This window comes from Dyella sp. 05T440 (genome assembly GCF_056395965.1).
Genome location: NZ_JBFTKN010000001.1, coordinates 242,074 through 268,359, shown reverse-complemented (window position 1 = coordinate 268,359; position 26,286 = coordinate 242,074). Strand labels below are relative to the sequence as shown.

Genomic DNA, 26,286 nt, shown 5'->3' with positions numbered 1-26,286 from the left:
CGGCTAAAACCCTGTGACACAACCTATTCTCAGCCCCGAATTGCCGACCGCTGTCGAGCCGGCACGCGCGCGCATCACCGCCAACTGGCTGCGCGACGAGACCGAAGCGGTCAACGACCTGCTGGCCCAGGCCACCCTGCCGCCGGTCGAGCGCGAAAAGGTGATCGACCTGGCCGCCGAACTGGTCACCCGGGTGCGCGTACGCGCCAAGGACCAGAGCGCCGTCGAATCCTTCATGCGCCAGTACGACTTGTCGTCGGAAGAAGGCGTGCTGCTGATGTGCGTGGCCGAGGCGCTGCTGCGCATTCCCGACAAGACCACCGCCGACAAGCTGATCCGCGACAAGCTGGGCGATGCGAACTGGAAGAAGCACCTGGGCCAGAGCGAGTCGTTGTTCGTCAACGTGTCGACCTGGGGCCTGATGCTTACCGGCAAGCTGGTCACGCTGTCGGAAGAGACGCGCCACGATTTCACCGGCGCGCTGCGTCGCCTGGTGGGTCGCGCGGGTGAACCGGCGATCCGCCTCGCCGTGCGCCAGGCCATGCGCATCATGGGCCACCAGTTCGTGATGGGCCGCACCATCGGCGAGGCGCTGGATCGTTGCGCGCAGAAGGAATATGCGGTCTATCGCTATTCCTACGACATGCTGGGCGAATCGGCGCTCACCAGCGAAACCGCCGAGCGTTATCAGCAGGACTACCGCAACGCCATCGCCGCGATCGGTTCGCGCGGTCCGTTCGCCAACCACACGGATGCGCCGTCGATCTCGGTGAAGCTCTCCGCGCTGCATCCGCGCTACGAAGTGGCCAAGCGCGATATCGCCCGCCGCGACCTCACCGCCAAGCTGCTGGAACTGTCGCAGCTGGCGATGAAGAACGGCATCGCGCTGTCCGTCGATGCGGAAGAAGCCGATCGTCTGGAACTGTCGCTGGATATTCTCGGCGACGTGTTCGCACATCCGTCGCTGGAAGGCTGGAACGGCCTCGGCATCGTCGTGCAGGCCTATGCCAAGCGCACCCCGTTCGTGATCGACTGGCTGATCGAAACGGCACGCGCCAGTGGCCGTCGCTGGTATGTGCGCCTGGTCAAGGGCGCGTACTGGGACGCGGAAGTGAAGCGCGCGCAGGAAAACGGTCTTGCCGGTTATCCGGTGTATACGCGCAAGCCGAACACCGACGTGTCGTACCTGGCGTGCGCACGCAAGCTGTTCGACGCCGGCGTGGCGCTGATCTACCCGCAGTTCGCCACGCACAACGCGCACACCATCGCCGCGGTGCATCACCTGGCGCAGAACCGTCCGTACGAATACCAGCGCCTGCACGGCATGGGCACGGACCTCTATGCCGAAGTGATCGGCAAGCAGAATCTCAACGTGCCGTGCCGCGTGTACGCGCCGGTGGGCACGCATGAAGACTTGCTGCCCTACCTGGTGCGCCGCCTGCTCGAAAACGGCGCCAACACCAGCTTCGTCAACCGCGTGGTCGACGAAACGCTGCCGGTGCGCGAACTGGTCGCCGATCCCTGCGAGACCGTGCGCTCCTTTGCCTCCATCCCTCACCCGCGCATCCCCCTGCCGGTGAATCTCTACGGTGAACTGCGGAAGAATTCCATGGGCGTCAACTTCTCCAACGACAACGAACTGAAGGCCCTCGCCGAGGCGATCCAGAGCAAGAGCGGTCCGTGGAACGCCGAGCCGCTGGTGCCGGGCGCCAAGAGCACCGGCGCCACCGTGCAGGTGACCAACCCGGCCGATCGTCGCCAGGTGGTGGGCAGCTATGTCACCGCCGATAGCGCGACGGTCGACAAGGCGCTGGCCAATGCGGTGAGCGCGCATCACGCGTGGGATCGTCTGCCGGCTGCCAGCCGCGCGGCGATTCTCGAGCACGCCGCCGAGCAGCTCGAAGCGCGTCGCGGCGAATTCATCGCACTGTGCGTGCGCGAAGCGGGCAAGAGCCTGCCCGACGCCATTGCCGAAATCCGCGAGGCGGCCGACTTCCTGCGTTACTACGCGACCATGGCGCGCCGCCTGTTTGGCCATCCGGAACAGTTGCCCGGTCCCACCGGCGAGAGCAACCAGCTGTTCTTGAATGGCCGCGGCGTGTTCGTCTGCATCAGCCCGTGGAACTTCCCGCTGGCGATTTTCCTTGGCCAGGTGAGCGCCGCACTCGCCGCCGGCAACAGCGTGATCGCCAAGCCCGCCGAGCAGACCAGCCTGATCGGCTACGTCGCCGTGAAGCTGCTGCATGACGCTGGCGTTCCGGCCGACGTGCTGCAGTATCTGCCGGGCGATGGCGCCACGGTTGGTGCCGCGTTGACGCGCGATCCGCGCGTGTCTGGCGTGGCGTTCACTGGCTCGACGGAAACCGCGTGGGCAATCAACCGCGCCCTTGCTGCACGCAATGCGCCGATTGCCGCGCTGATCGCCGAAACCGGCGGCCAGAACGCGATGATCGCCGACTCTTCCGCGTTGCCGGAACAGATCGTCAAGGACGTGATCTCCTCGGCGTTCCAGTCCGCCGGCCAGCGCTGCTCCGCCGCGCGCGTGCTGTTCGTGCAGGAAGACATCGCCGACAAGGTCAACGCCATGCTTGCCGGCGCGATGGCCGAGCTGAAGGTGGGCGATCCGGGCCAGCTGTCGACCGACGTGGGCCCGGTGATCGACGAGGATGCGAAGAAGATCCTGGTCGACCACGCCGCGCGCATGGACAAGGAAGCGAAGAAGATCGGCGAGGTCACACTCGATCCGGCCACCACCGGCAACGGTACGTTCTTCGCGCCGCGTGCTTATGAAATCCCGGGCCTGGCCACGCTGACCCGCGAGATCTTCGGTCCGGTGCTGCACGTGATCCGCTGGAAGGCCGACGAGCTGCCGAACGTGGTGGACCAGATCAACGCCACCGGTTACGGCCTCACGCTGGGCATCCACAGCCGCATCGACGACACGGTGGAGTTCATCCAGAGCCGTGCGCGCGTGGGCAACTGCTACGTCAACCGCAACCAGATCGGCGCGGTGGTCGGCGTGCAGCCGTTCGGCGGCGAAGGCCTGTCGGGCACCGGCCCGAAGGCCGGCGGCCCGCACTACCTGCTGCGTTTTGCCGGCGAGCGCACGCTCACCATCAACACCACCGCCGCTGGCGGCAACGCCTCGCTGCTCACCATCGGCGAGTAAGCGCACTACGGGCCGGCGCAACTGCGCCGGCCCACTTGTTCGAAGGGAGCCCGCATGCGGCATGCTTCGCGATTGTTTGGTCTGTTCGCCCTTGCGCTTATGTTCTTCCCGCTGCACGCAGCGGAGTCGCGGAGCAGTGAGCAAGGCTTCGTCGCCACCTTGCAGCTGGGTCCCTCACCCGACGTCCATTACCTCGACGCTGCCGGCAAGCCGCTGAGCTATGCCGCGTTCGCGCAGCAGCTCGGCCAGGGCCGCAGTTACAGCAGTACGATGGACAGCAAGGCCAATGCCGCGATGCTGCGCTTGCGGCCGCCGGGCACGAGCACGGGCGCGGGTCGCTTTTCGTTTGGGCGCGGCAGTGCCTTCCCGCCGTTCGAGTTGCCGTCGCTCAAAGGCAATACGCAGCGGCTCAGCGATTTGCGCGGTCGCTACACGCTGGTGAGTTTCTTCTTCGCCGAATGTGCGCCGTGCATTGCCGAAGTGCCGGTGCTCAATGCTTATGCGCACGCGAACGCTGACATGAATTTTGTCGCCATCACCTATGAAGACGCTGCCACGGCGCGCCAGTTCGTGGCCGATCGTGGTTTGAGCTGGCCGGTGCTGCACGACGGGCAGGCGTTGATCGATACGCTGGGCGTGAGCATTTATCCGACCCTGATGTTGATCGATCCGTCGGGTCGCGTGGCGGGTGCGGCGGTAGGCATGTCGATGCGCGAGGGGCAGGACAAGCAGTTTGCGGATCTCACAGGGTGGGTGATGCAGTGGAAGAAGGCGGTGCAGCGTCCTTAATGCGCTAGGTTCTCCCCTGTGGGAGCGCACCCTGTGCGCGACGGCGGCGCCGTGCCGGTATCGCTCCGTTAGGTTGTCGCGCACAGGGTGCGCTCCCACAACAAGCTATGGCGCCGTCACCAGCTCCAACGCCTCATCCGCCACCGACTGCCTGATCAACATCTCGCAATCGCGCTCATAGTTGTTCAATCGGTTTTCCCTGTGCGCGACTGCGGCGCCGTGTCGGTATCGCTCCGTGAGGTTGTCGCGCACAGGGTGCGCTCCCACAAGAAGCTATCGCACCGTCACCATCTCCAACGCCCCATCCGCCACCGGCTGCTTGAGCAGCATCTCGCAATCGCGCTCGTAGTTGTTCGACACCCGCCAGGGCAGCTCACGCCCCTGCTTGGGCAACACCGGCGCACCACGCTGCACATAGCCGGAGGTAAGCGTAGCCATGATCGATTCGCCCTGTCGCTCATCGTCCGGCGCACGCGGCGTCACCACTTCCGCGCCACATTCGCGCATATAGGCAAGCAGGCGGCACACGTATTTCGCCGCAAGATCTGCCTTGAGCGTCCACGGCGCATTGGTATAGCCAAAGATGCAGGCGAAGTTGGGCGTGTCCTGCAGCAGCACGCCTTTGTAGGTGACCAGATCGCCCATCACGCGCGGCTGTCCGTCCACGTCGAGCTTCATGCCGCCGAGCGTCTGCATGTTGAGCCCGGTGGCCGTGATGACGATATCGGCATCCATATGCTCACCCGATGCCAACTGGATGCCGCGCTCCGTGAACGTGGCGATGCCATCGGTGACGACGGAGGCCTTGCCGCTCCTGATCGCGGCAAACAGGTCGCCGTCCGGCACCACGCACAAGCGCTGGTCCCACGGCTCATAGACGGGCGTGAAGTGCCGCATGTCGGCACCCTCGCCCAGCTGGCGCCGCACACCGGAGACCAGGAATGCGCGCACTTTTTCCGGCCAGCGTCGCGCGGCCTTGTAGATAAGCCGCGTGAGAAAAATATTCCGCTGTCGCGCCATGCGAAACACCAGCGACTTCGGCAGAAAGCTTTGCAGCACCGCGGAGATCTTGTCGTAGCGCGGCAACGACAGGATGTAGCTGGGCGAGCGCTGCAGCATCGTCACGTGTGCGGCGTCTCCCGCCATCGCCGGCACCAGCGTGACCGCCGTTGCGCCACTGCCGATCACCACCACGCGCTTGTCGCGATAATCCAGCCCGGACGGCCACTGCTGCGGATGCACGCACTGGCCCTGGAATCTATCCACGCCGGGAAACGCCGGCAGGTAGCCGCGATCGTAGTTGTAGTAGCCGGTGCAGACGATGAGGAAACGGCTGGTGAAGTCGCGCGTTTCGCCGCGCGACTCGTCGAGCACCTGCACGCGCCACAGGCGCTGTGCGCTTGACCATGAGGAGGCGAGCACTTTCAAGCCGTAGTGAATCTTGTCGTGCACGCCGTATTCGCGCGCGGTGTCGATGACGTAGTTGCGGATGGCATCGCCGTCGGCCATCACATCCAGCGCATGCCAGGGGCGAAAGGCGTAGCCGAAGGTGAACATGTCCGAGTCCGAGCGCACGCCGGGATAGCGGAACAAATCCCAGGTGCCGCCCATCGCGGCGCGCCGTTCGATCAGCGCCACGCGCAGCTGCGGATGATCCATGGCGAGATGGCAGGCCATGCCGATGCCGGACAGACCGGCACCGATGATCAACACGTCGAACGTGGAGCCAGCCTCCTGATCCATGCACTCGTCTCCGTGGCATGTCGCAGCGATCCAGGTGGGCAGCTTACGCCGCCTCGCGTGCTCAGTACGGTGTGGGCTCGATCAAGGCCTTTTGCGCGGAACACTGGGGGCTGGTCGTGCTGGGGTTGGCCTGGCGGTAGGCGTCCAATTCCTGCCTGGCGTCGGCAAGGCTGGACTGGAACGCTGGGGATGCGTGCAGGACGGCAACGACGGCAGCGCCATTCATCGCGCCCGCCTCGATCGCACTGAGATTGTGCACGCCGCAGACCACGCGGCTGTCGCCGTAGGAGCGGGATCGCAGCAGCAGCTCGGTCGCGCGATCGGGCGCCAGCTCGGCCAGCACCAGGCCCACCGCCCAACCGCGCGTGGCATGGCCGGAGGGATAGTCGAAGCTGTGCGAAATCTGCACGGTGGACTGGCAGGTCGCGCCCTGGTCGATCAGGAACGGCCGCTGGCGCTGATTGGCTTTCTTGGCCGGCGCGGTCGAGGCATCGGCAGCATTGCTGGTCGCATCCACCAGCGCCGTGAGCTTGGGCAGCCGCGCCGCGTCCAGCGGCACGCCCATGGCGCAGCTGAAATCGCCCATCAGCTTGGGAGTGGCGTAGTCCACGTCCTGCTGTGCCAGCAGCCAGCGCGGTGAGTCCTGCAGTTTGCGGGTGGCCAGGAAGATCTGGCGGTCGGCCTCGTAGCGGGGCGTGCCGGCCTTGGGCGCAGCCGGCAGCAGCTCGGCCGTCTGCAGCGAGGTGGCCACCGAACGGGCGCCGGCAGGCGACACCTTGGCCACCGGGGTTTGCACCGGGGCGCAGGCCGCCAGCGGCAGCAGGGCCAGCCAGGCGGCGCGGCGGCAGGCAAGCAAAAGCGTGTTCATCGGCGTTCTCCCCGGGCAGCGGCGACGCCGGCCTTGTGCATTGCATAAGGCGTTGGCGGCGAGGCCATGATATAGATCAAGCGATCACGCCGGATCATCCGGCGCTCTCAGGGGTGGGAGCCACGTTTCATGACGTCCGCTGTCGTCAGCCAGGTCACCGACGATGCCGCTGCGGCGCCACTGGGCGCCGACGCGCGCTACACGGTGGCCGAAACGCCACCGAACATCCTGGTGCACCTGACCCAGCTGGCCCTGTCGCGTGGACAACGCTGCGACGGCTGGTTCGCCGGCTCGGGGCTGACCCGCGAGCAATTGAACGACCCTACCCTGCGCGTTTCCTACCGGCAGGCGCATTCGGTGATCCGTCGCGCGCTGCAGGCCACCGGCGAGCCGGGCCTGGGCTTGGCGGTGGGACGCGGTGAGACGCTGGGCAGCTTTGGCCTGCTCGGACTGGCCATGATGACCTCGGCCACCTTCGGCGACGCCATGAAAGTGGGCATCGCCCATCATCGGGTGAGCGGCAGCCTGGTCGACGTGAGTTTCGAAGTGGTGGGTCCGCGCGAAGTGGCGCTGGCGGTGTGGCCGCGCTTCAATGACGCGCCGCTGCTGCCTTTCCTGTGCGAGGAATTGTTTGCCAGCTCGCTGGCGATCGCGCGCGAGCTGGCCGGTCCCGGGTTTCGTCCGCTGCGACTGGAGCTGACCTATCCGCGTCCGGCGCACGTGCAGGACTATGCGGATTTCTTCCAGTGCGAGCTGCTGTTTGGCGCACGCCACAATCGCGTGGTGATCGCGGCGCAATGGCTGGAACATCCGCTGCCCTCGCACAACCCGCTGACGGCGCAACAGGCGCTGGCCTTGTGCACGCAGCAGCACGATATCGAAGGGCCGCAGCAAGAAGTGGTCGCATCGGTGGAACGCCTGCTGCGCAGTCACTTGCGCCATCAACCGCGTCTGCCGGATGTGGCGCGCATGCTCAATATGAGCGAACGCTCGCTGCGCCGCCGGCTGGCCGAAGGCGGTCGGGTATTCCGTGAAATCCACGACCGCGTGCGCGCCGAACGCGCGCTGGAATTGCTGCACGGCGGTTCGCTCAGCGTGGCCGAAATCGGTTTGGAAATCGGCTTCAGCGATCCGCGCGAGTTCCGTCGCGCGTTCAAGCGCTGGACCGGCATGCCGCCACGCAGCGCGCGCCAGCACGCTGCCTGAGATTCCGGCTGCGTCAGCTGGATGCATCCATCGGGTTCATGCCGCGCTGCGCTTCCCACGCGGCGTAGTCTTCGGGCGTATCGATGTCGAAGAACGCCGCGGGCAAGTGGAAGCCATCGACCAGGGCTGCGTGCCTTTCCAGCAGCACGTGTGCACCCTTCGCACCATCCAGCGCTGCAAGCTCGCCCGCATGGCTCCAGGGGAAAATGCATGGCGGACTGAATCGACCCTCGTGCTGGCAGGCGAGGATGCGATCTGGCGACTGCGCATGCCTTGCAAGCATGCGCTCCAGATCCACAACGCGGATGGCGGGTTGATCAGCCAGCATCACCATGACCGATTGAAGCGGCGCCGCTTGCATCATCAGCGCCTTGACGCCGGACGCGATGGAGCTGCCCATGCCGCTGGCCCACTGGGCGTTTTCCACCGTATGGACGGCCATTTGATTGAGGCAGTCGACCACCCGCTCCGCTCGCGAACCGACGACCACCATGACCGGACTCAATCCGGCCGCCAGCACGTTGCCGGCGATGCGCCTGACCATCGGTACGCCGTCGATGGAGAGCAGCTGTTTGGGGCTGCCATAGCGACGGGCTTCCCCCGCCGCGAGGATCACCGCTGCCGTTGGAACCGTCGTCGCGGTCACGGGTGTATGGACGTCTGCGTATGCACCAGCGAGCCACCGCTGCGACCGTTGCGCAGAGCCAGTATCTCCGCGGCGATGGCCAGTGCGATTTCCTGCGGCGTCTCTGAGCCGACATCGAGGCCCGCTGGAACATGCAGCCTGTCGTCGGCCTGCGGGAAGGCCGCTCGTACCTGACCCGCACGCTGGCGCGAGCCGATCACGCCGATATAGCGCACCGGCGTTGCCAGCAGAGGCGCGACATACGCTAGGTCAAGCTCCAGCCGATGGGTCATGACCACCACCGAGGTCTGCGGGTCCAGTACCAGGTCCGTGAGCAGGGCTGCGGGAGTTTTGTAGACGCGCTGCACGCCATCGGGCGCGCGATCGGCGACTTCGCGCGTACTCACCATGGTCGTGCGCCAGCCCAGTTGATGGCCGAGCTGAGCCAGTAGCTCCGCACCGGCGCTATCACCCACGATTAATAACGCATGCGGCGGCCGCAGCGTTTCCAGCAGTGCGTCGTAGCGCTGCCCTTCGTTGTCCACCTGGCGCGTGACGGCACTGCCCGAAGCGACGGCCTGCGTGGTCAGGTTCGCAAGAACCTGCTGCATGAGTGCAGCCTGCCCGATGTTGGTCCACAGGCTGCCGCTGCCGCGAACCAGACGCAGGGGACGACGTGCAATCGCGCCGCCATCCACCGCGAACAGCGAGGCCATGACGCCGGGCATGCGCCTGGCATGCAGCTCGGCGATGGCATCGAGGAACTGCAGGTCGCCCGCTTCGTGCCACGGTTCGATCAGCACTTCGAGCTCGCCGCCGCAGCCGGTTTCAATCATCACGTCGTAATTGCTGTCGCGACCGTAGGCCACCAGCGCGGCCTCGGCGTAATCCATGGCATGTTGCGCGCGCAGCACGATATCACGCTGCGGGCAGCCGCCCGAGAGTTCGCAGACCATGCTGCCGTCGCGATGCACCAGCATGCTTGCGCCGGCGCGGCGGAAGGTGGAACCGCGCGTGCGGGTGATGGTGACCAGGGCAGCCTCGCCCGTGCCCCGATCGAGCTTCAACGCCTTGGCGGCGCGGTAGAGCGAATCGAATTCCTGGGCGACATTCATGGCGTGAAGTCAGCAACGCGGCACGTCGATGCTGCGTCAAAGCCGGTGTAGTCTGCCAGTGCATAGACGCTTGATCGCAGGATCTCCCTTCACTTGATCTTTCGTTCGGCGGGAGGAACATCGTCGCGTCCAAGCGCCGCGCGACCTTGTCACCGCCTGTGGTCCAGCGTGTTGCCCAATACGGTGAACTCGTCTCGTCAAGGAGAGCCCGATGATCGTCCTTTCCATCAACGGCCAGGACACCCAGGTCGACGTACCTGAGGACATGCCGCTGCTGTGGGTGTTGCGTGATGTGCTGGGACTCAATGGCACCAAGTTCGGTTGCGGCATGGCGCAATGCGGCGCCTGCACCGTGCATCTGGATGGCCAGGCCGTGCGCTCCTGCGTGCTGCCGGTGACCGGTGCCGTCGGCAAGAAGATCACCACCATCGAAGGACTCAACGCCACCGACCTGGGCAAGCGCGTGCAACAGGCATGGCTGGGTATCGAGGTGGCGCAGTGCGGCTATTGCCAGACCGGGCAGATCATGTCGGCCGCGGCGTTGCTGGCTGAAAAGCCCACGCCCACCGACGCGGATATCGATGCGGCCATGTCCGGCAATATCTGCCGATGCGGCACCTATGTGCGCATCCGCGCTGCCATCAAACAGGCGGCCACCGGCCAATTGACGCTGCCGCAAACGATCGTCTGAGTTCGGCCACTCCGTTCACTGCTGACTGCCGAGAGTTCACCATGATGCTACGCGTAGATAACGAGTTGGAGTTGCCGAACCCGGAACGCCGCGAGCTGATCAAGCGGGGCGGACTGGTGGTGGCCTTCATGTGGCTGGGCGGTGCCAGCCGGGTTTGGGGATATACACAAGGCGCGCGCCTCGAGCCGGATCATCCGCAGTTCGCGCCGAACGCGTTTGTCCGCGTGAACACCGACGGCAGCGTGCAACTGGTGATGCCTTGCATCGAGATGGGCCAAGGTGCGTATACCGGGCAGGCCACGTTGCTGGCCGAAGAACTCGATGTCGGCCTCGATCAGATCACCGTCGAGCATGCACCGCCCAATCGCAAGCTGTATTCCAATCCCTTGCTCGGTGACCAGGCAACCGGCGGCTCCACCACCATCCGTTTCTGCTGGACCACCTTGCGCGATGCCGGCGCTGCCGCGCGGGCCATGCTCGTGACAGCCGCGGCGCAGCGCTGGAAAGTGGATCCGTCGCAGTGCACGGCGGCGCGCGGCGTGGTCACGCACACGGCGAGCGGACGCACGCTGCGCTACGGCGAGCTCGCTGATGCCGCCGCGAGCGTGACGCCGCCCACCAAGCCGACCCTGAAGGATCCCAAGGACTTTCAACTCATCGGCAAATCGTTGCGCCGAGTGGACACGCCGGCCAAGGTCGACGGCACATTGCCGTTCGGCATCGATATCCGCGTGCCCGGCATGAAGGTCGCCACCGTGCAGGCCTGCCCCACCTTCGGCGGCACGCTGGCATCGGTGGACGATAAGCGCGCACTGGCAATACCTGGTGTGCTCAAGGTGGTGAAGATCGACAACGCCGTCGCGGTGATCGGCGAACACTTCTGGGCGGCCAAGCAAGGCCTCGAAGCGCTCACCATCCAGTGGAACAAAGGTGCCGGTGCCGGCTACAGCACGGAGCAGCTGTACAAGGATCTTGCCAACGCGTCCGAACATGGCACGCCCATCCTGGGACGCGAAGTAGGCCAGGTGGACAAGGTCCAGGGGAAAGTGGTTTCCGCAACGTATCAGCTGCCGCTGCTGGCACACGCGACGATGGAGCCGATCAACACCACGGTGCATGTCCGCCCCGATGGCTGCGACATCTGGGTCGGCACGCAGGTACCGGCACGCTGTGTCGACGTGGCGATGAAAGTCACCGGCCTGCCTGCCGAGAGCATCCAGGTCCACAACCAATACATGGGCGGCGGCTTCGGCCGGCGCTTGTTCGAAGACTCCGTCGGCCAGGCGGTGGCGATTGCGCGCGCGGTGGACTATCCGGTCAAGATCATCTGGACGCGCGAAGAAGACATTACGCAGGATCGCTATCGGCCGGCCTACTACGATCGCATCTCCGCAACGCTTGACGATAAAGGGCACCCGATCGCGTGGACGGATCGCACCACCGGCCCGTCGATCCTGGCGACGTTCGCTCCCGGGGCGATGGGCAAGAACGGCCTTGATTCGGACCTGGTCGAATGCGCCGCCGACATTCCCTACCAGATCCCCAATATGCGCGTGGACTGGGTTCGACACGACATGCCCAATGGGATACCGATTGGCTGGTGGCGCGGCGTCGGGCCGACCCACAATGTGTTCGTCGTTGAAAGCTTCATCGACGAGCTGGCGCATGCGGCGGGCAAGGACCCGATGGCTTATCGGCGCGAAATCCTTGCTGACAACCCACGCGCCAAAGCCGTGCTGGAACTGGCCGCCGAAAAATCTGGCTGGGGACGCGAAACCGTGCCGGCACGGCATGGCCGCGGCATCGCCTTGGCCGCACCGTTCGGCAGCTATCTGTGCGTGATCACCGACGTCGAAGTAACGCCACAGGGCGAAGTGATCTTGAAGCGAGCGGTGGCCGTGGTCGACTGCGGCACCGTGATCAACCCCAATACCGTCGAAGCGCAGATCGAGGGTGGCGTGATTTTCGGCTGGAGCGGAGCGCTGTACAGCGGCATCACCTTGAAGGACGGCGCCGTAGAGCAGCGCAACTTCAACGACTATCGCGTGCTTCGCCTCAATCAGACACCGCCGATCGAGGTGTACCTGATACCCAGCAAGGAAACACCGGGCGGCATCGGCGAAACCGGCACGGTGATGGCGATGCCCAGCCTGGCCAACGCGATTTTTGCGGCAACCGGCGTGCGTCTGCGCACGTTGCCGATCGATCGCTCGGCGCTGGTGCAGGACAAGAACGCACTCAAGTCGGTGCTGTCGGCAGCGAACCCTGCACCATCCACGCCGGGTGGCGTCGCTGAGCAGCCGGGGATAGTCACATGAAAATCGGGCGCATCATCGGAACGATCGTCGGCGTCGTCGTGCTGATCGCCATCGTGTTCACCGCGTACGCGCTGATCACGGTCACCCATGGCGGCAACGAACAGGCCACCCAGCCCCAGGGCGCGGGCGTGCCGGCGGATCTCCCCGCCACCATGGCGCGCGGCGAATACCTCACGCGCGCGGCCGATTGCGAGGGCTGCCATACCGCACCGGGTGGCCAGCCGTTTGCCGGCGGCGTGGCGTTCAAGTTGCCATTCGGCACCATCTACTCGTCCAACATCACCGCCGACAAGGAAACCGGCATCGGCGACTGGAGCGACGACGAATTCGTGCGTGCACTGCATGCCGGCGTCGACAAGCAAGGGCGGCCGCTGTATCCCGCCTTCCCCTATACCTCGTACACGGCCTTGAGCCGAGACGACATCGTCGCCATCCGGGCCTATCTTGCCAGCCTGCCGGTCGTGCATGCACCGGCGCGGCCCAACGAGCTGTCCTTCCCGTTCAACCAGCGCTGGACCTTGAGTTTGTGGAATGCCGTCTTTCTCAAGAAGGATCGCTTCCAGCCCGAACAAGGCAAGCCCGAAGCGTGGAATCGCGGCGCGTATCTCGCCACGGCGCTAGGCCATTGCGGCGAATGCCACACGCCGCGCAACGTCGGTTTCGCCATGAACAGCAGCAAGGCATTGGCCGGTGCCGAGCTGCAGGGCTGGCAGGCTTACAACATCACCTCGGACAAAGAGCATGGCATTGGTGCATGGAGCGACCAGGAGCTGATCGATTACTTCTCCAAAGGGCATGCGGCAGGACGCGGCACCGCATCCGGGCCGATGGGTGAAGTGGTGGGCTACAGCCTGCAACACCTGACGCCTTCGGATCTTGCCGCGCTGGTTGCGTATCTGCGCGATGTGAAACCCCAACAAGGCGGTGCGCCGCCAGTCGCGGCTGCAGCGGCGCCCACAGCGACCGCCGCCACGGCGAGCCCAGGCGAACAACTGTTCGTCGGCGCCTGCGCCGGTTGCCATCTGGAAAGCGGCCAGGGTCGCCAGACCAACTACGCAATGCTCACCGGGCTGCGTTCGGTGCGCGATCCGCACGCCACCAATCTCACCCAGATCATCCTCAATGGCTCGTCGCTGCATGTCGGCGGCCAGGAGGTGTTCATGCCTTCGTTTGGTCGTGCGTATTCCGATGCCGAAGTGGCTGCGCTGTCGAACTATGTGGTCAGTCATTTCGGTGGACAGCAGGGCACGCTGAGCGCAGAGGACGTGGCCAAGCGGCGGTGAAGTCGTTGCAACGACGCGGCATGATCGCCACGTTTCTCTATGTCGTGACAGCGAATTCGACGGGAACAGCATCGACCAAAAGGCGTACTTTGCGCATTCGCGCAAACTGCGTTTAGCTCACATGTCGCAGTTCGCATTGCGACCATCGACCCCCTAAATCGTTGCTTCAATGAAACACCCGCGATAACACCGGTCGCGCAAAATGAGGGGAGGCTCCGCGCAAATTGGGGGAAACTCCCGATGTTGCAGCGCATGCCAACTCGTAGCCTGTGATCGCCGCTTGAGCCCAAGCCGCGATTCTTACGAGGACAATGTCATGCCGCGCTATATCGTCGAACGTTATTTCCCGAACGGCCTTTCCCTGCCCACCAACGCCAGCGGCGCCGCCAAGTGCGTCGAGATCGTCAATACCAATGCCCAGGAAGGCGTCACCTGGCTGCACTCATACGTCAGCGAGGACAAGACCCGGACCTTTTGCGTCTACGATGCTCCCACGCCCGAGGCGATTCGCCAGGTGGCCCGCCGTAACGAGCTCCCTGTAGATCAGATCACCGAAATCTCCGTACTCAACCCCTATTTCTATTTGAGTATGGCGGGAGCCAGTCGTGCATCGGCGACGCGTACGGTTTATAGAGCACCGTGGCGACCGTTCCGCTATTTCCTCTGACGGAACGACGCCATGCAGGTTTCGCCCACCCTCCCCCCGGTCGGTGCGAACGTTGATCCAGCGTTGAGGATGGCAGGTTGGAACTGGTCGAGCGTGACTACGCCCTGCGGCGGCTTCGGGATGCTCTCGAGCTCGCGCGACAAGGCTCAGGCCGCACCGCACTGGTGTATGGCGAAGCAGGCATCGGCAAGACGTCTCTGGCGCGATGCCTGGCTTCGACTCACAGCGATGGGCGTGTCCTGATCGGCGGGTGCGAAGCGTTGTTTTCGCCCCGCCCGCTCGGGCCGTTCTACGACATCGCCGACGCCTTCACCAGCAAGACGCGCAATCTGCTCGGACGCGAAGGCCGTCGCGCGGAACTATTTGCCTCGGTGCTCACCGATCTGCAGGAGCTCGATGGCACCACCCTGGTGGTGCTCGAAGACCTGCACTGGGCCGATGCCGCCACGCTGGATCTGGTGAAATACCTGGCGCGGCGCATCGAACGTGTGCGTGCGCTGTTGGTGCTCACCTATCGCGATGATGAACTCGACGCACGGCATCCGCTGCGCATGCTGTGCGGCGACCTGCCGAGCGAAGTCGCCGTGCGCGTGCCCTTGTTGCCGCTGACGGAGGCGGCCGTAGTGGACATGGCGCGGCGCACCGGCCATCCGTCCGAAGGTTTGTTCGCAGCCACCGCCGGCAATCCATTCTTTGTCACCGAAGCGTTGTCGGCGGAAGGTTTGCCCGCCTCCGTGCGCGACGCCGTGCTGGCTCGCGCAGGACGGCAGTCACCGGCCGTGCGCGAGTTGCTGGATCTGGCCGCCATCGTGCCGGCGCGCATCGAAGTCTCGCTGGTGGAGGCGCTGCTCGCACCCAGCGACGAAGTCGTGGCTGGCGCGCTCGCGTCCGGATTGCTGGTGGCCGAAGGCGGCAGTTATGCGTGGCGCCATGAACTGGCGCGCATCTCGATGGAGCAGGCGCTGCCCGCGCCGGTGGCGACCGCGTTGCACGCACGCCTGCTGCATCATCTGGAGACGCTGGGGGATGGCGTCGCCGTCGCGCGCCTGGTGCATCACGCCGCCGGCGCAGGCGACTGCGCGGCGGTGATGAAGTACGCACCCAAGGCCGCGGACGACGCCGCCGCGCATGGCGCGCACTGCGATGCCGCCTGGCTCTACGGCAAGGCGCTGCCGCATGCAGGCGGGCTGGCCGACGAGGAGCGGGCCGACCTGCTCGAGCGGCACGCCTATCAGTGTTATCTCACCAGCCAGATCGACTGCGCCATCGACTCCAACGAGGCCGCGCTGGCGATCTGGCAGAAGCTGGGCGACGACCGCCAGGAAGGCCATTTGCTGCGCTGGCTATCGCGCATGTATTGGTTTGCCGGGCGCAATGCCGAAGCGGAGGTCTACGGCAATCGCGCCGCGCAGTTGCTGGAGTCCATCCATGCCGACGAAGAGCTGGCATGGGCGTTCAGCAATCGATCGCAGATGCGCATGCTGTCGCATCGCACCGCCGAAGCGGTGGCCTGGGGCAAGCGCGCGATCGAGATGGCCGAGCAGCAAGGCAACACGGAAGTGCTGGCGCATGCCTTGAACAATGTCGGCACCGCGCGCGCCGTGCACGGTCATCCCGATGGCCGGGAGATGCTCAAGCGCAGTCTGGCCATCGCCACCGAACACGGCTATGGCGAACACGTGGCGCGCGCCTACGCCAACCTCACCAGCAGCTCGGTCACCACGCGCAATTATCCCGATGCCCAGTGGTATATCAGTCAGGCCGCCGTGTATTTCTCCGACCGCGATCTCGATTCATGGTCGCAATACGTGGTGGCCTTGCAGACCCGCGTCGATTTTGAATTGGGCCGCTGGGATGCCGCCGGCCAGCTCGCCAGTCAATTGCTGACGCGCAGCGACGTGACGCCGGTGACGCGCATCCCCGCACTCACCGTGCTGGCACGGATCCGCTTGCGCCGGGGCGATCCCGGTGCTGCCGCCGCGCTGGAAGAAGTCACCGAACTGGCGTGGGCCACCGGCGAACTGCAGCGTCTCGCGCCGGTAGCCTCAGCGCGTGCTGAAGCCGCGTGGCTGGCGGGCGACGAGACCGGCGACGACCCCTTCGTGCGCGAGACCATCCGACTGGCCGAAGAGTTGGGCGATCCGCGCGCGCTGGGCGAACTGCTGTTCTGGCGTCGATGGATGGGGCTGGGCGGCTCGAGCCCGGGCGAGATCGAAGCCAACTATGCGTGGCAGCGCGATGGCCAGTGGCAGCAAGCGGCCATGGCCTGGCAGGGCATGGGCTGCCCTTACGAGCGCGCGCTGGCTTTGCTCGAGGGCGACGAGCATGGCATCGCCGAAGGCCTGGCCACACTCGAGTCACTCAAAGCCACGGCCAGCCTTCGGCGTTGCCGCGACTGGCTGTGCCGCGCCGGCATGCGCGGCGTCACGCGCGGCCCGCGTGCCAGCACCTCGGCGAACCCTGCCGGACTCACCCTGCGCGAACTGCAGATCCTCGACCTGCTCACCCAGGGCCTGTCCAACACCGAAATCGCCGGACGCATCGCACGCTCGGAGAAAACCGTCGAACACCATGTGTCCGCCGTGCTGCGCAAGCTCGACGCGCGTTCGCGGGGCGAGGCGGTGGCGCAGGCGGGCCGGCTGGGGCTGGGCGAGACGCACTGAGCGACGCGATCAGCCCTTCAGCTCGGCGGGAACTCACTGCACCGGCGTGAGTATTGGCTTGTTCTGGTCCTTCAGCAGAAACACCACGAACTTCGCCGGCTGCGTCGTGCTGGCGTTGCGGCCCACCGTGTGTTTGTCCTCCGGCCCTTCGTAAAAGGTCTGGCCCGGCCCCAGCGTCACTTCCTTGCCGCCATTCAGGCTCATCACGATGGAGCCTTCAAGCACATAGACGAAGGCATGCGCAAAGTGGCGATGGACGGGATCCACCGAACCCGGCGGATAGGTGACAAGGATCATCTTGCCTTCCTTGCCCGGGTAGTCCTTGAGCGCCTTGGTCATCAGGTCCGAGACCTGCGCCTGCGGTGCGGCGGGAGAGCTCTGGGCGAAGGCTTGTTGGGTAATGACGGCGGGGCAAGCGAGCAGGCACAGCAGGCCTAAGGTGTTGAACATGCGCATGGAGGTTTCCTCTTGAATGGCGCAAGTGGCCGGCGTAGGGCCACTCCGGAGCCCAGCCTAAGTACGATGCAGCGCTGCCACTAGATACCTTGGCAGGCTCGCCGTGTTGCCTTGTGCGCATCAGTCTTCCGATGCTGTCACAGGCGACGTCGCTGAAACGTCTATCGAGAGAGGCTGGCTGTGTCGCACGCCTTGTGCCGGGGACGAAGACGGCAGCTTCGCGCCTACCCGAGTATGGCTATCGACCTGCGGCTTGATGACCGTACCGATCCATGCGCCGCTTCAACATGGTGAATCCGCGAGCGGTTTATCGACACCCGACAGCCACGCCTGAGCTCAACCCAAGAGGCGCCATTGGCGTCAACGCAAACTGGAGGATTCCCATGAAAATCGTCGTACTCGGTGGTACCGGACTGATCGGCAGCAAGGTCGTCGAGCGCTTGCGCAAACACGGTCACGAGGCGGTACCCGCGGCGCCGTCCACGGGTGTCAATGCGCTTACCGGCGAAGGCCTGGATGCGGCCATGGCGGGCACGGACGTGGTGGTGGATCTGTCCAACTCGCCCTCGTTCGAAGACAAGGCGGTGATGGATTTCTTCCAGACCTCCCAACGCAACCTTGCCGCCGCCGAGAAAAAGGCAGGCGTGAAGTATCACGTAGCCTTGTCGGTAGTGGGCACCGGGCGTCCCGCCTTTGCGGCCAGCGGCTATATCCGCGCCAAGGTGGCCCAGGAGGAAGGGATACGCGCTGCTGGTGTTCCCTACACCATCATCCACTCCACCCAGTTCTTCGAATTCCTCAACGGCATCGCCGGCGACGGCACCAAGGGACAGGAGCTGCATATTTCCAGCGGGCTGATGCAGCCGATTGCCTCCGATGACGTGGCCGATGCCGTCACCGACGTCGTGCTCGCCGCGCCGGCCAACGGCATCGTGGAAATTGGCGGCCCCGACAAGGCGCCGATGGCGGAGTGGGTGCAGCGCTTCCTCACGGCGATCGGCGATACGCGCAAGGTCATCGCCGATCCCAAGGCGCCCTACTTCGGTGCCGTGCTGGAGCCGGGCACCTTGCTGCCGGGCGACGGCGCACGGCTGGGCAAACAGGACTTCAAGACGTGGTTTGCGCGCTCGATCTACGCCAAGCAGGGAGCGGCAGGCTGAGTATCGGCTTGCTGCCGATGTCTTGCTCGAATGAGTGGTGCGCCTTCATGTTGTCATCGGCTGGACACGACAGCATGAAGGCGCCGTTGCACCTGGCGCGCAACGCAGTAGCAGCAAGGGCACCGCGAACGATGAACTGCTAAGGCATCCGTCCAGCCAGCCACTGGGCCAGGTTCTTCATGTATTGTCTGATCGATTGCTGCGCATCGGTCGAATGAGCAAGCCCACTGCCGGGTGGCTCGCTGACAAAGCTCGGCGAGCCTTTGGAGGGATCCCAGTTGTAGTCGGCAAAATGATGGAAGGTCGATTGCGCCATGGCGGGGCCACCGGACTGCGATGGCTCAAACGCCACAGCCAGATTGAACGATCGTCCGCTGACGGCGCTGCGCCCCGTCGCAATGACACGCGCCGTGTCGTCGTGCTCAGGCTTGCCCACCGCGCCTTCGTGAGGATGCGAAGGCAAGTAGCGGATCGCGCCCGTCGGCGATGCCGGATCGGCCAGCACGGGATGGATGGGTTCACTCGGTTCGATGGTCTGGAAGTCGCCGTTCGAGCCGGAGTGATAATTGGGCCAGGAAATATTGGTGGTGACGGTGTCGTCGATCTGATGCCGCGACGCATCGGGATCCTGATTCTTGGAATGGAAGAAGTGCGCCGCACCGACGCCGCCCAGGGTGCATACCGAGCTGCCCAGGTCCATATGATCGCGTGCCACCAGCATGCCGCCTCCACGCTGGCGGAAGCGTCCGATCGCCGCACAGTCCTCGGTGGTCAGCCCGTCGCCGGTGTCGACCGCGAACAGCCACAACTCATCGATGTCCGAAGTGTCCAGTTGCGACAGCACGCTATCGGGCTTGCCGAGCGCATCCCGATCGCGCGCACTGACCTCGAACAGCGGCGATCCGTCGTCGCTGCGCAGACCGGCCAGATACGCGTGCAACAGGCCGAAGCGACCGATATGCCAATCGTCGGCGGCGTAAGGGATCGTCGTCTGCAGCAGAATTCGTTTGATTTGTGACATGGCTTATCCCGAACGTTTTCGTATGCGCCACCGGCGCGTGCATCATGCCTCACGCGGCCGATGCATCGCAGGTAGCTGGAGGGGCTTACCGTGTTTCCCTGCCGGAACCAGTGCATGGGGACTGCTGCTGATCCAGCGCAGAGATCCGTCTTGGCCGTCGATGGCCAGCGACACCCGTCACATGATATCGACGCCCTCATCAATGCTTCGTGTTTGCCACGGGCATGCGTTGAGCTATGACTGAAGTCCGATGCTGGGAGCCAGCGAAATACGGCATACTGGCCTCCGATCCCCGTGGCCGGCATGACGTTGCGCGATATGCCGCCCCTTGCGCCGCGCAGTGACTCGGGTTTACCACGTCAAAAGGGCCAGCTCGGCACTCATTGCTGTGAACGACGCCAACGCCACTTTCTATCGTCTTCGTCCCCGCTTGCAGGCGATTGCATACAGCATGCTCGGCTCCGTAGCCGACGCCGAAGATGTCGTCCAGGATGTGTGGCTGCGCTGGCACGGCACCGATCAGGCGGCCGTCAACAACGTTGAAGCATGGCTGGTGACTGCCACCACGCGCGTGGCGATCGACAGGTTGCGCTCCTTGAAGGCCCGGCGTGAGCACTATGTCGGCCTTTGGCTGCCCGAGCCGATCCTGAGCGATGGCCCGGCCACCCCCGAACAGATCCACGAACGTCACGGCGAGGTTTCCGTGGCGCTGCTGTCGATGCTCGAGCGCCTCTCGCCAGAAGCGCGCGCAGCGTTTCTGTTGCACGAGATCTTCGACGTGGGCTACGCCGACATCGCCGAAACGATCGACAAGAACGAAGCGGCCGCGCGCCAGATCGTGCATCGGGCCAAGACCCAGCTGCGCGAGGGAGAGCCCAAGTACGCCGTATCGCCCGAGGCACACGGTCGCATCGTGGAACGATTCGCGCAGGCACTCTCACTGGGACAGTTCAAGCTGCTGAAGGCGATGCTGGCCGACCAGGCCGAACTGATCGGCGACGGTGGCGGCAGGGAAACCAGTTTCCCCAGGCCGCTGCTTGGCGGTCAGCGCATCGCGCAGCTCTTCTATGCATCCAATCTGCGCTACAAGAGCGCACTTCGCATCGACCTGGCCTCGATCAATGGCGAGCTCAGCGTGCTGCGCTACATCCATGACGCACTGGAGTCGGTACAAACCGTGGAAACCGACGGCGACCGCATTGTCCGCGTACTCGTTCAGCGCAATCCGGACAAGCTGGCGCGCATCGCGTCCGAACTTGGCGTCCCGCTGTTTTCCTCAGCACGAGCCTGACCGGCGGCATGATCGTCGACGACCTACCGCCGGCCTGGCCCACGGCAACGATCAGAGCTTGAGGAAAGCCAGCAGATCCGCGTTGACCTGATCCTGATGGGTGGTGGTCATGCCATGCGGTGCGCCCGGATAGTAGATGCCGCGCGCGCCCTCGATCATGTGCACCGATTTCAGCGCCGAGGCCGCGATGGGCACGATCTGGTCGTCCTCACCGTGCATGATCAGCGTGGGCACGTCGATCCTGGCCAGATCCTCGGTGAAGTCGGTTTCGGAAAAGGCCTTGATGCACTCGTAGGCATTCTTCAACCCCGACTGCATGCTCCACTGCCAGAACTGCAGCAGCACACCGTGCGAGACCTGCGCGCCGGGGCGGTTGGCGCCGTAGAACGGCAGCGCGAAATCCTTGAAGAACTGCGAACGGTCGCGCTGCAGGGCGCTGCGCAGGCCATCGAATACATTCAAGGGCAGGCCTTCCGGATTCGTCGGGCTCTGCAGCATGACCGGTGGAACTGCGCCGATCAAAACAGCCTTGGCTACACGCCCTGTGCCGTGTCGGCCGATATAGCGCGCCACTTCGCCGCCGCCGGTGGAGTGACCGACCATGGTCACGTCGCGCAGATCGAGAGCTTCGAACAGTTCCGCGAGATCGTCCGCATAGCCATTCATGTCGTTGCCCTGCGACGACTGGCTGGAACGCCCGTGGCCCCGGCGATCATGTGCGATCACGCGATAGCCGTTCTGCGCCAGGAAGAGCATCTGCCCATCCCATGCATCGGCATTCAATGGCCATCCGTGCGAGAAGGTGACGACGGGGCCGCTGCCCCAATCCTTGTAATAGATCTGCGTACCGTCTTTCGTGGTGATGGTGCTCATCGCGCGTATTCCCGTGCTTCGTCAGCCTGCAGATTAGGCAACGGGATCAAGCATCGGTAGATACGCCAAGAGCGCTGCGGTGTTGCTTGCCTGGCATCAATCGCGACGTATTGGTCGCGACGCGTGCCGTCTTTCACTACCAGTCGGCGCCGCAGTATTCGGACTGATGGATCCAGGCAGGGAAACTCGTGGTGCACAGGTGGGCGCCGTCGTGTGGAAGCAGCGAGTCCTCTTTCAGCGTTGCACCGAAGTACGGCGCAAGCGGATCGGTGACCACGTCATACGGCGCTTCGATCTCGGTGAGAAAGCGCTGGATGATTTCGGAAAGCCGCACGCGATCGGGACCCGCCATTTCGATCATGCGGTTGCGCGCAGGCTGTACGGCAAGTTCGGCCATCGCGACGGCGACGTCGGCTGAGGCAACCGGCTGGATATAAGCGGGCGACAAACTGAGCTCCTGCTCATACACGCTCAGCTCGACGATGCGCAGAAGAAACTCGTAGAACTGCGTCGCGTGCAAGATGGTGTAGGGGATGCCAGAGCGCTGGATCATCGCCTCCTGAATCGCCTTGCCCACGAAATACGGACTATCGACGAGGCGATCGGTGCCCACTACCGACAGCGACACATGGTGCTTCACGCCCGCCGCGGCTTCCGCACGCAGCAGATTGACTCCCGCGGTCTGGAAAAACGCCAGCGGAGCATCGCCCTCGAGCTTCGGCGAATTGCTGACATCGACCACCACGTCGGCGCCGACCAGCACCTCGTCAACGCCCACCCCGGTGACGATATCCACGCCGGTCGAGCGCGAAGCCGCCGTGACGTCGTGTCCGCCAGCCCGGAGCCGTCGAACGACGTTTCGTCCCACCAGGCCATTGCCGCCGATCACAACGATTTTCATGAGGAACCTCGACTGTCGTCCGTCTAAACGTGGTCGGGTGCGGTATGCGCAGGAACGGCAGGCGATACCGCGGCCGCTTGTTCGCCGATGCTAGGTGACGCGAGTCGGCGTCAGTAGGTGCATGGGGGTACACATCTAATGGCCGGTCACGCACCAATGTTATGTCCCTTGGGTGGCGTGCGCCGTGAAGCGAAGGGCCCCGCCCCGCCGCTCCTGTCACAACAGCGCCGCCCCATACGACTAGACCGTACGGGGAGAGCCGATGGCGGCTCTCTGCGAGCCACCGTCCGCTCATCAGCTTGAAAACCAGCAGGTATCGCGCCTATGACACTCAACCATGATGGCAAGCCGCAGGGCGATGTCACCGATACGCTGGCGTGCAGCTTCACGGCGAGTTATGCCGGTGTCGTTGCCTTTATTGCCGTGGCAGCCGAAGGGAGCTTCGCGCGTGCGGCCGATCGCCTGGGCATCGGGCGCTCGGCGGTCAGCCGCAGTGTCCGCAAGCTCGAGGCCCAGCTCAACGCGAGGCTGTTTCTTCGCACCACGCGCAGCACCTCGCTGACCCGCGAGGGCGAGCTGTTTTACGAAAACTGCCACCCGGGCGTGCAGCGCATCGTGCAGGCGCTTGAGGATATGCGCGAACTGCGTTCAGGGCCTCCGCGCGGACATCTGCGCATCAGCGCCTCGATGGGCTTTGGACGCCAGATCGTGGCGCCCTTGCTGGCGGATTTTCGCGCCCGCTATCCCGAGATAACGCTGGATCTGCTGCTCGACGACCGTCCGACCGACTTCACCACCGACCGCGTCGACGTCGCCATCCGCGATGGCCAACTCGAGGACAGCCAGATCGTCGCCAAGCGGCTGGTTCCCATGCAGATGCTGGTCTGCGCCTCGCCTGCCTATCTGCGGCGACATGGTGCGCCGCAGGGTGTGGACGATCTGGCCAACCACACCTGCATCAACTTCCGCACCGCGTCAGGGCGTATCGCCGATTGGGAGTTCAACGTGGACGGTCAGCGGCGCAAGCTGGCGCCGCCATCGATCTGTACGTTCAACGACGTCGGGCTGGTGCTGCAGAGCGTGCTCGACGGCGTCGGCATGGCGCAACTCGCCGGCTATCAAGTCGCCGACCATTTGCGCGAGGGGCGGCTGGTCCCCTGCCTTGAGTCCTACGCCCCCGATGATCGCGGCCATTACCTGTGCTACCTGAGCAGGCAGCATCTGCCGGCGCGGATCCGCGTATTCATCGATTATGTCACCGAGGCGATCCGCGCACTCGACCTTCAATACGTGGCAGGCATTTCGCCACCGGCGACAGCCGCGAACGAGCCGATTCACGCCCTCGCCGATGTCGTCACCCTGCCGGTTTACCAGGGTGCCCGCAGAACCTCGCCGTAGTGTGACAAAGCTCGCCAGCCCTGTTGGCGCCACGTGCAAATCCAGAAAAACAGACGCGCGCCCTCAGTGAAGAGCGATCACCGTTTCCGGGGACCTTGCGCCCCTGTTTGGGTCATCCTGATTTGATCCAAGGCCTCTTGCGCGTCCTCGTCCCCGAGCTCAAGAGAGCGCTGAAACCAATATTTGGCCCATCTCAGATCGCGATGCTTTCGATAAACGACGCCAAGGTTATAGGCCGCTTGAGGGCTGCCCTGGCTGGCAGCCCGCTTGAGCCACCGGCGCGATGCTTCCAGGTCGGCTTTGATGCCAGTGCCGAATGCCAAAGCAACGCCGAGATTCACCTGAGCCTCGATGTTGCCCATCGACGCCGCCCGTTTCAAAAGCGATATCGACTGCCTGAGTTCGCCCAGGTCATCCAGATAACACGCCGACTCCAGAAACGACCGGGCCATCTGCTCGGCGCGCGCGGCCTCCCATTTTTTCTTCGCGTTGGCGTCTTTCGTTGCCACGGTACTGCCCCTTGTCAGGTGCCAACAGGCAAAAAATAGATAGTAACCAGGATGGCCACCAGCTCGTTCCTCGGGTGACACCCCATTCGCCATCGTTGGTGCAGGCACATGCAAACCGCGGCGGCCTGACCATCAACCCGCTGCACGGAGCGCTCCCCCAACAGCGACGATTTTCAAACGATCGTCACACTGGCCGATTTGCCCCCCTTCGACGGCCGTTCTCCCCTCCCTGCCGGGCGGCGGTTTCCGGGACAGTGGCTTGTCACGCAGCCAGCGCTCCTGGGGAGGAAAGCGACCATGCGCAAGATCTACCTGATTCTCGCCCTACCGTTGGCCCTGGCGGCCTGCAACCATGATGAACCCACCGCGCAGAGCAGCGGCGACGTCTCGTTCGAGGCCAAGTTGCAGCAGCAGTTGCTGGATGCCAAGCCTGGCAGCGTCATCGATATCCCGGCCGGTCACTACCACCTGCAGCGTGGCCTGAGCCTGCGCACCGACGGCGTCACCATCAAGGGCGCCGGCATGGACAAGACCGTGCTGTCGTTCAAGGGCCAGGTGGTTGGGCCCGAGGGCCTGCTGGTCAACGCCAACGACTTCACCATCGAGAATCTCGCCCTGGAAGACACCAAGGGTGACGCGCTCAAGATCAACCAGGGCAAGAACATCACCATCCGCGGCGTGCGCGTGGAATGGACTGGCGGTCCCAAGACCACCAACGGCGCCTACGGCCTGTATCCGGTGAAGACGCAGAACGTGCTGGTGGAAGACTCGGTGGTGATCGGCGCCTCCGACGCCGGCATCTACGTGGGCCAGTCCAACAACATCGTGGTTCGCCGCAATCGCGCCGAATTCAACGTGGCCGGCATCGAGATCGAAAACTCGGTGAACGCCGACGTGTATGAGAACACCGCCACCAACAACACCGGCGGCATCCTGGTGTTCAACATGCCCAACCTGTCGCAGGCCGGCCACAGCACGCGCATCTTCAAGAACAAGACGATAGGCAACAACACCGACAACTTCGCCGCCAAGGGCGCCGCGGTGGCCAGCGTGCCGCGCGGCTCGGGCGTGGTGGTGAACTCCAACGACAAGGTGGAGATTTTCGACAACGACATTGCCGACAACAAGACGGCGAACGTCATCATCTCCAGCTATTTCTCCACCAATTACTACAACACCAAGGGTGTGGCGGCCGATTACAACCCCTACCCGAAGGGCATCTTCATCTACGACAACCGCTTCAAGGGCGGCGGCGATTCGCCGGATGGACTGAAGCTCAAGACCTTGAAGACCGCGGTGTTCGGCCTCAGCGGCAAGTTCCCGGACATCCTGTGGGACGGCTATGTGGATCAGACGAAACTGGTGAACGGCTTGCCGCCCGACAGCGACCGCTTCTGCATCCAGAACGGCGACGTGGGCGTGATCAACGCCGATGGTCCGCACGATTACAAGAATCCCAGCACCGACACCAAGCCCTACCAGTGCACGCTGCCCAAGCTGCCGCCGGTCGTACTTGACCCGGAACCGAAAGCCTGAGGTT

The 26,286-nt window shown here is 64.4% G+C and carries 21 protein-coding genes; 12 read left to right on the top strand and 9 right to left on the bottom strand.

Translation table 11 applies throughout. The features are described from left to right. Positions 1 to 13: 13 nt before the first annotated feature. Together putA and AC1DE1_RS01060 are read left to right on the top strand one after the other, a co-directional pair. Positions 14 to 3,169 carry a bifunctional proline dehydrogenase/L-glutamate gamma-semialdehyde dehydrogenase PutA gene (putA, locus tag AC1DE1_RS01065; RefSeq protein ID WP_441602907.1) on the top strand — a complete coding sequence of 1,052 codons (3,156 nt, stop codon included), beginning with the start codon at positions 14 to 16 and terminating at the stop codon, positions 3,167 to 3,169. A 54-nt stretch (positions 3,170 to 3,223) separates the two neighbouring features. Next, complete coding sequence (locus AC1DE1_RS01060) at positions 3,224 to 3,958, top strand: TlpA family protein disulfide reductase (protein WP_441602906.1); 735 nt, start codon at positions 3,224 to 3,226, stop codon at positions 3,956 to 3,958. Positions 3,959 to 4,231: 273 nt separating this feature from the next. Here the strand turns inward: AC1DE1_RS01060 and AC1DE1_RS01055 are convergent, their stop codons facing one another. Further along, entirely contained in the window at positions 4,232 to 5,701 is a 1,470-nt protein-coding gene (locus AC1DE1_RS01055; RefSeq protein ID WP_441602905.1) for a flavin-containing monooxygenase, read from the bottom strand. Between the two features lie 61 nt (positions 5,702 to 5,762). Then, a complete protein-coding gene (locus tag AC1DE1_RS01050) occupies positions 5,763 to 6,569 on the bottom strand; it encodes an acid phosphatase (RefSeq protein WP_441602904.1) in 807 nt (268 codons plus the stop codon). A gap of 129 nt (positions 6,570 to 6,698) precedes the next feature. Between AC1DE1_RS01050 and AC1DE1_RS01045 the strand changes: the two genes are divergently transcribed. Beyond that, complete coding sequence (locus AC1DE1_RS01045) at positions 6,699 to 7,775, top strand: AraC family transcriptional regulator (protein ID WP_441602903.1); 1,077 nt, start codon at positions 6,699 to 6,701, stop codon at positions 7,773 to 7,775. Positions 7,776 to 7,788: 13 nt separating this feature from the next. On the opposite strand, the gene AC1DE1_RS01040 is transcribed toward AC1DE1_RS01045, so the two are convergent. Beyond that, positions 7,789 to 8,421, bottom strand: coding sequence for a nucleotidyltransferase family protein (locus AC1DE1_RS01040; protein WP_441602902.1), 633 nt, complete (start codon positions 8,419 to 8,421; stop codon positions 7,789 to 7,791). Further along, positions 8,418 to 9,515 carry an XdhC family protein gene (locus tag AC1DE1_RS01035; protein WP_441602901.1) on the bottom strand — a complete coding sequence of 366 codons (1,098 nt, stop codon included), beginning with the start codon at positions 9,513 to 9,515 and terminating at the stop codon, positions 8,418 to 8,420. Before AC1DE1_RS01035 ends, AC1DE1_RS01040 begins: the two co-directional genes overlap by 4 nt. A gap of 211 nt (positions 9,516 to 9,726) precedes the next feature. On the opposite strand from AC1DE1_RS01035, the gene AC1DE1_RS01030 reads away from it, so the two are divergent. The 5 genes from AC1DE1_RS01030 to AC1DE1_RS01010 all read left to right on the top strand — a co-directional run bounded on the left by AC1DE1_RS01030 (position 9,727) and on the right by AC1DE1_RS01010 (position 17,137). Continuing rightward, a complete protein-coding gene (locus AC1DE1_RS01030) occupies positions 9,727 to 10,206 on the top strand; it encodes a (2Fe-2S)-binding protein (RefSeq protein ID WP_441602900.1) in 480 nt (159 codons plus the stop codon). Between the two features lie 41 nt (positions 10,207 to 10,247). Then, a complete protein-coding gene (locus tag AC1DE1_RS01025; protein WP_441602899.1) occupies positions 10,248 to 12,524 on the top strand; it encodes a xanthine dehydrogenase family protein molybdopterin-binding subunit in 2,277 nt (758 codons plus the stop codon). Next, on the top strand, positions 12,521 to 13,807 hold the full coding sequence (locus tag AC1DE1_RS01020) for a c-type cytochrome (RefSeq protein WP_441602898.1): 1,287 nt from the start codon (positions 12,521 to 12,523) through the stop codon (positions 13,805 to 13,807). The genes AC1DE1_RS01025 and AC1DE1_RS01020 overlap by 4 nt, the downstream gene beginning before the upstream one ends. A gap of 316 nt (positions 13,808 to 14,123) precedes the next feature. Next, the gene (locus tag AC1DE1_RS01015; protein WP_441602897.1) at positions 14,124 to 14,474 is read left to right on the top strand and encodes a DUF4242 domain-containing protein; all 351 of its coding nucleotides are present in this window, start codon (positions 14,124 to 14,126) and stop codon (positions 14,472 to 14,474) included. A 77-nt stretch (positions 14,475 to 14,551) separates the two neighbouring features. Then, positions 14,552 to 17,137 (top strand): ATP-binding protein, encoded by a 2,586-nt coding sequence (locus AC1DE1_RS01010; protein ID WP_441602896.1) that lies wholly within the window; start codon positions 14,552 to 14,554, stop codon positions 17,135 to 17,137. Between the two features lie 33 nt (positions 17,138 to 17,170). On the opposite strand, the gene AC1DE1_RS01005 is transcribed toward AC1DE1_RS01010, so the two are convergent. Then, positions 17,171 to 17,593 (bottom strand): cupin domain-containing protein, encoded by a 423-nt coding sequence (locus tag AC1DE1_RS01005; RefSeq protein WP_441602895.1) that lies wholly within the window; start codon positions 17,591 to 17,593, stop codon positions 17,171 to 17,173. 383 nt (positions 17,594 to 17,976) lie between these two features. Between AC1DE1_RS01005 and AC1DE1_RS01000 the strand changes: the two genes are divergently transcribed. Continuing rightward, on the top strand, positions 17,977 to 18,753 hold the full coding sequence (locus AC1DE1_RS01000) for an SDR family oxidoreductase (RefSeq protein WP_441602894.1): 777 nt from the start codon (positions 17,977 to 17,979) through the stop codon (positions 18,751 to 18,753). A 139-nt stretch (positions 18,754 to 18,892) separates the two neighbouring features. Here AC1DE1_RS01000 and AC1DE1_RS00995 read toward each other — a convergent pair whose 3' ends face one another. Beyond that, on the bottom strand, positions 18,893 to 19,774 hold the full coding sequence (locus AC1DE1_RS00995; protein ID WP_477178833.1) for a hypothetical protein: 882 nt from the start codon (positions 19,772 to 19,774) through the stop codon (positions 18,893 to 18,895). A gap of 340 nt (positions 19,775 to 20,114) precedes the next feature. Between AC1DE1_RS00995 and AC1DE1_RS00990 the strand changes: the two genes are divergently transcribed. Beyond that, positions 20,115 to 21,065 carry an RNA polymerase sigma-70 factor gene (locus AC1DE1_RS00990; RefSeq protein WP_441602892.1) on the top strand — a complete coding sequence of 317 codons (951 nt, stop codon included), beginning with the start codon at positions 20,115 to 20,117 and terminating at the stop codon, positions 21,063 to 21,065. 51 nt (positions 21,066 to 21,116) lie between these two features. Here the strand turns inward: AC1DE1_RS00990 and AC1DE1_RS00985 are convergent, their stop codons facing one another. Beyond that, positions 21,117 to 21,938, bottom strand: a complete 822-nt coding sequence (locus AC1DE1_RS00985; protein WP_441602891.1) for an alpha/beta fold hydrolase — start codon at positions 21,936 to 21,938, stop codon at positions 21,117 to 21,119. Positions 21,939 to 22,074: 136 nt separating this feature from the next. Then, complete coding sequence (locus AC1DE1_RS00980) at positions 22,075 to 22,839, bottom strand: SDR family oxidoreductase (protein WP_441602890.1); 765 nt, start codon at positions 22,837 to 22,839, stop codon at positions 22,075 to 22,077. Between the two features lie 324 nt (positions 22,840 to 23,163). Here AC1DE1_RS00980 and AC1DE1_RS00975 point away from each other — a divergent pair, with 324 nt between their 5' ends. Continuing rightward, the gene (locus tag AC1DE1_RS00975; protein ID WP_441602889.1) at positions 23,164 to 24,237 is read left to right on the top strand and encodes a LysR family transcriptional regulator; all 1,074 of its coding nucleotides are present in this window, start codon (positions 23,164 to 23,166) and stop codon (positions 24,235 to 24,237) included. A 77-nt stretch (positions 24,238 to 24,314) separates the two neighbouring features. On the opposite strand, the gene AC1DE1_RS00970 is transcribed toward AC1DE1_RS00975, so the two are convergent. Next, positions 24,315 to 24,746 (bottom strand): tetratricopeptide repeat protein, encoded by a 432-nt coding sequence (locus AC1DE1_RS00970; protein WP_441602888.1) that lies wholly within the window; start codon positions 24,744 to 24,746, stop codon positions 24,315 to 24,317. A 297-nt stretch (positions 24,747 to 25,043) separates the two neighbouring features. Between AC1DE1_RS00970 and AC1DE1_RS00965 the strand changes: the two genes are divergently transcribed. Continuing rightward, complete coding sequence (locus tag AC1DE1_RS00965) at positions 25,044 to 26,282, top strand: parallel beta-helix domain-containing protein (protein WP_441602879.1); 1,239 nt, start codon at positions 25,044 to 25,046, stop codon at positions 26,280 to 26,282. Positions 26,283 to 26,286: the final 4 nt, after the last annotated feature.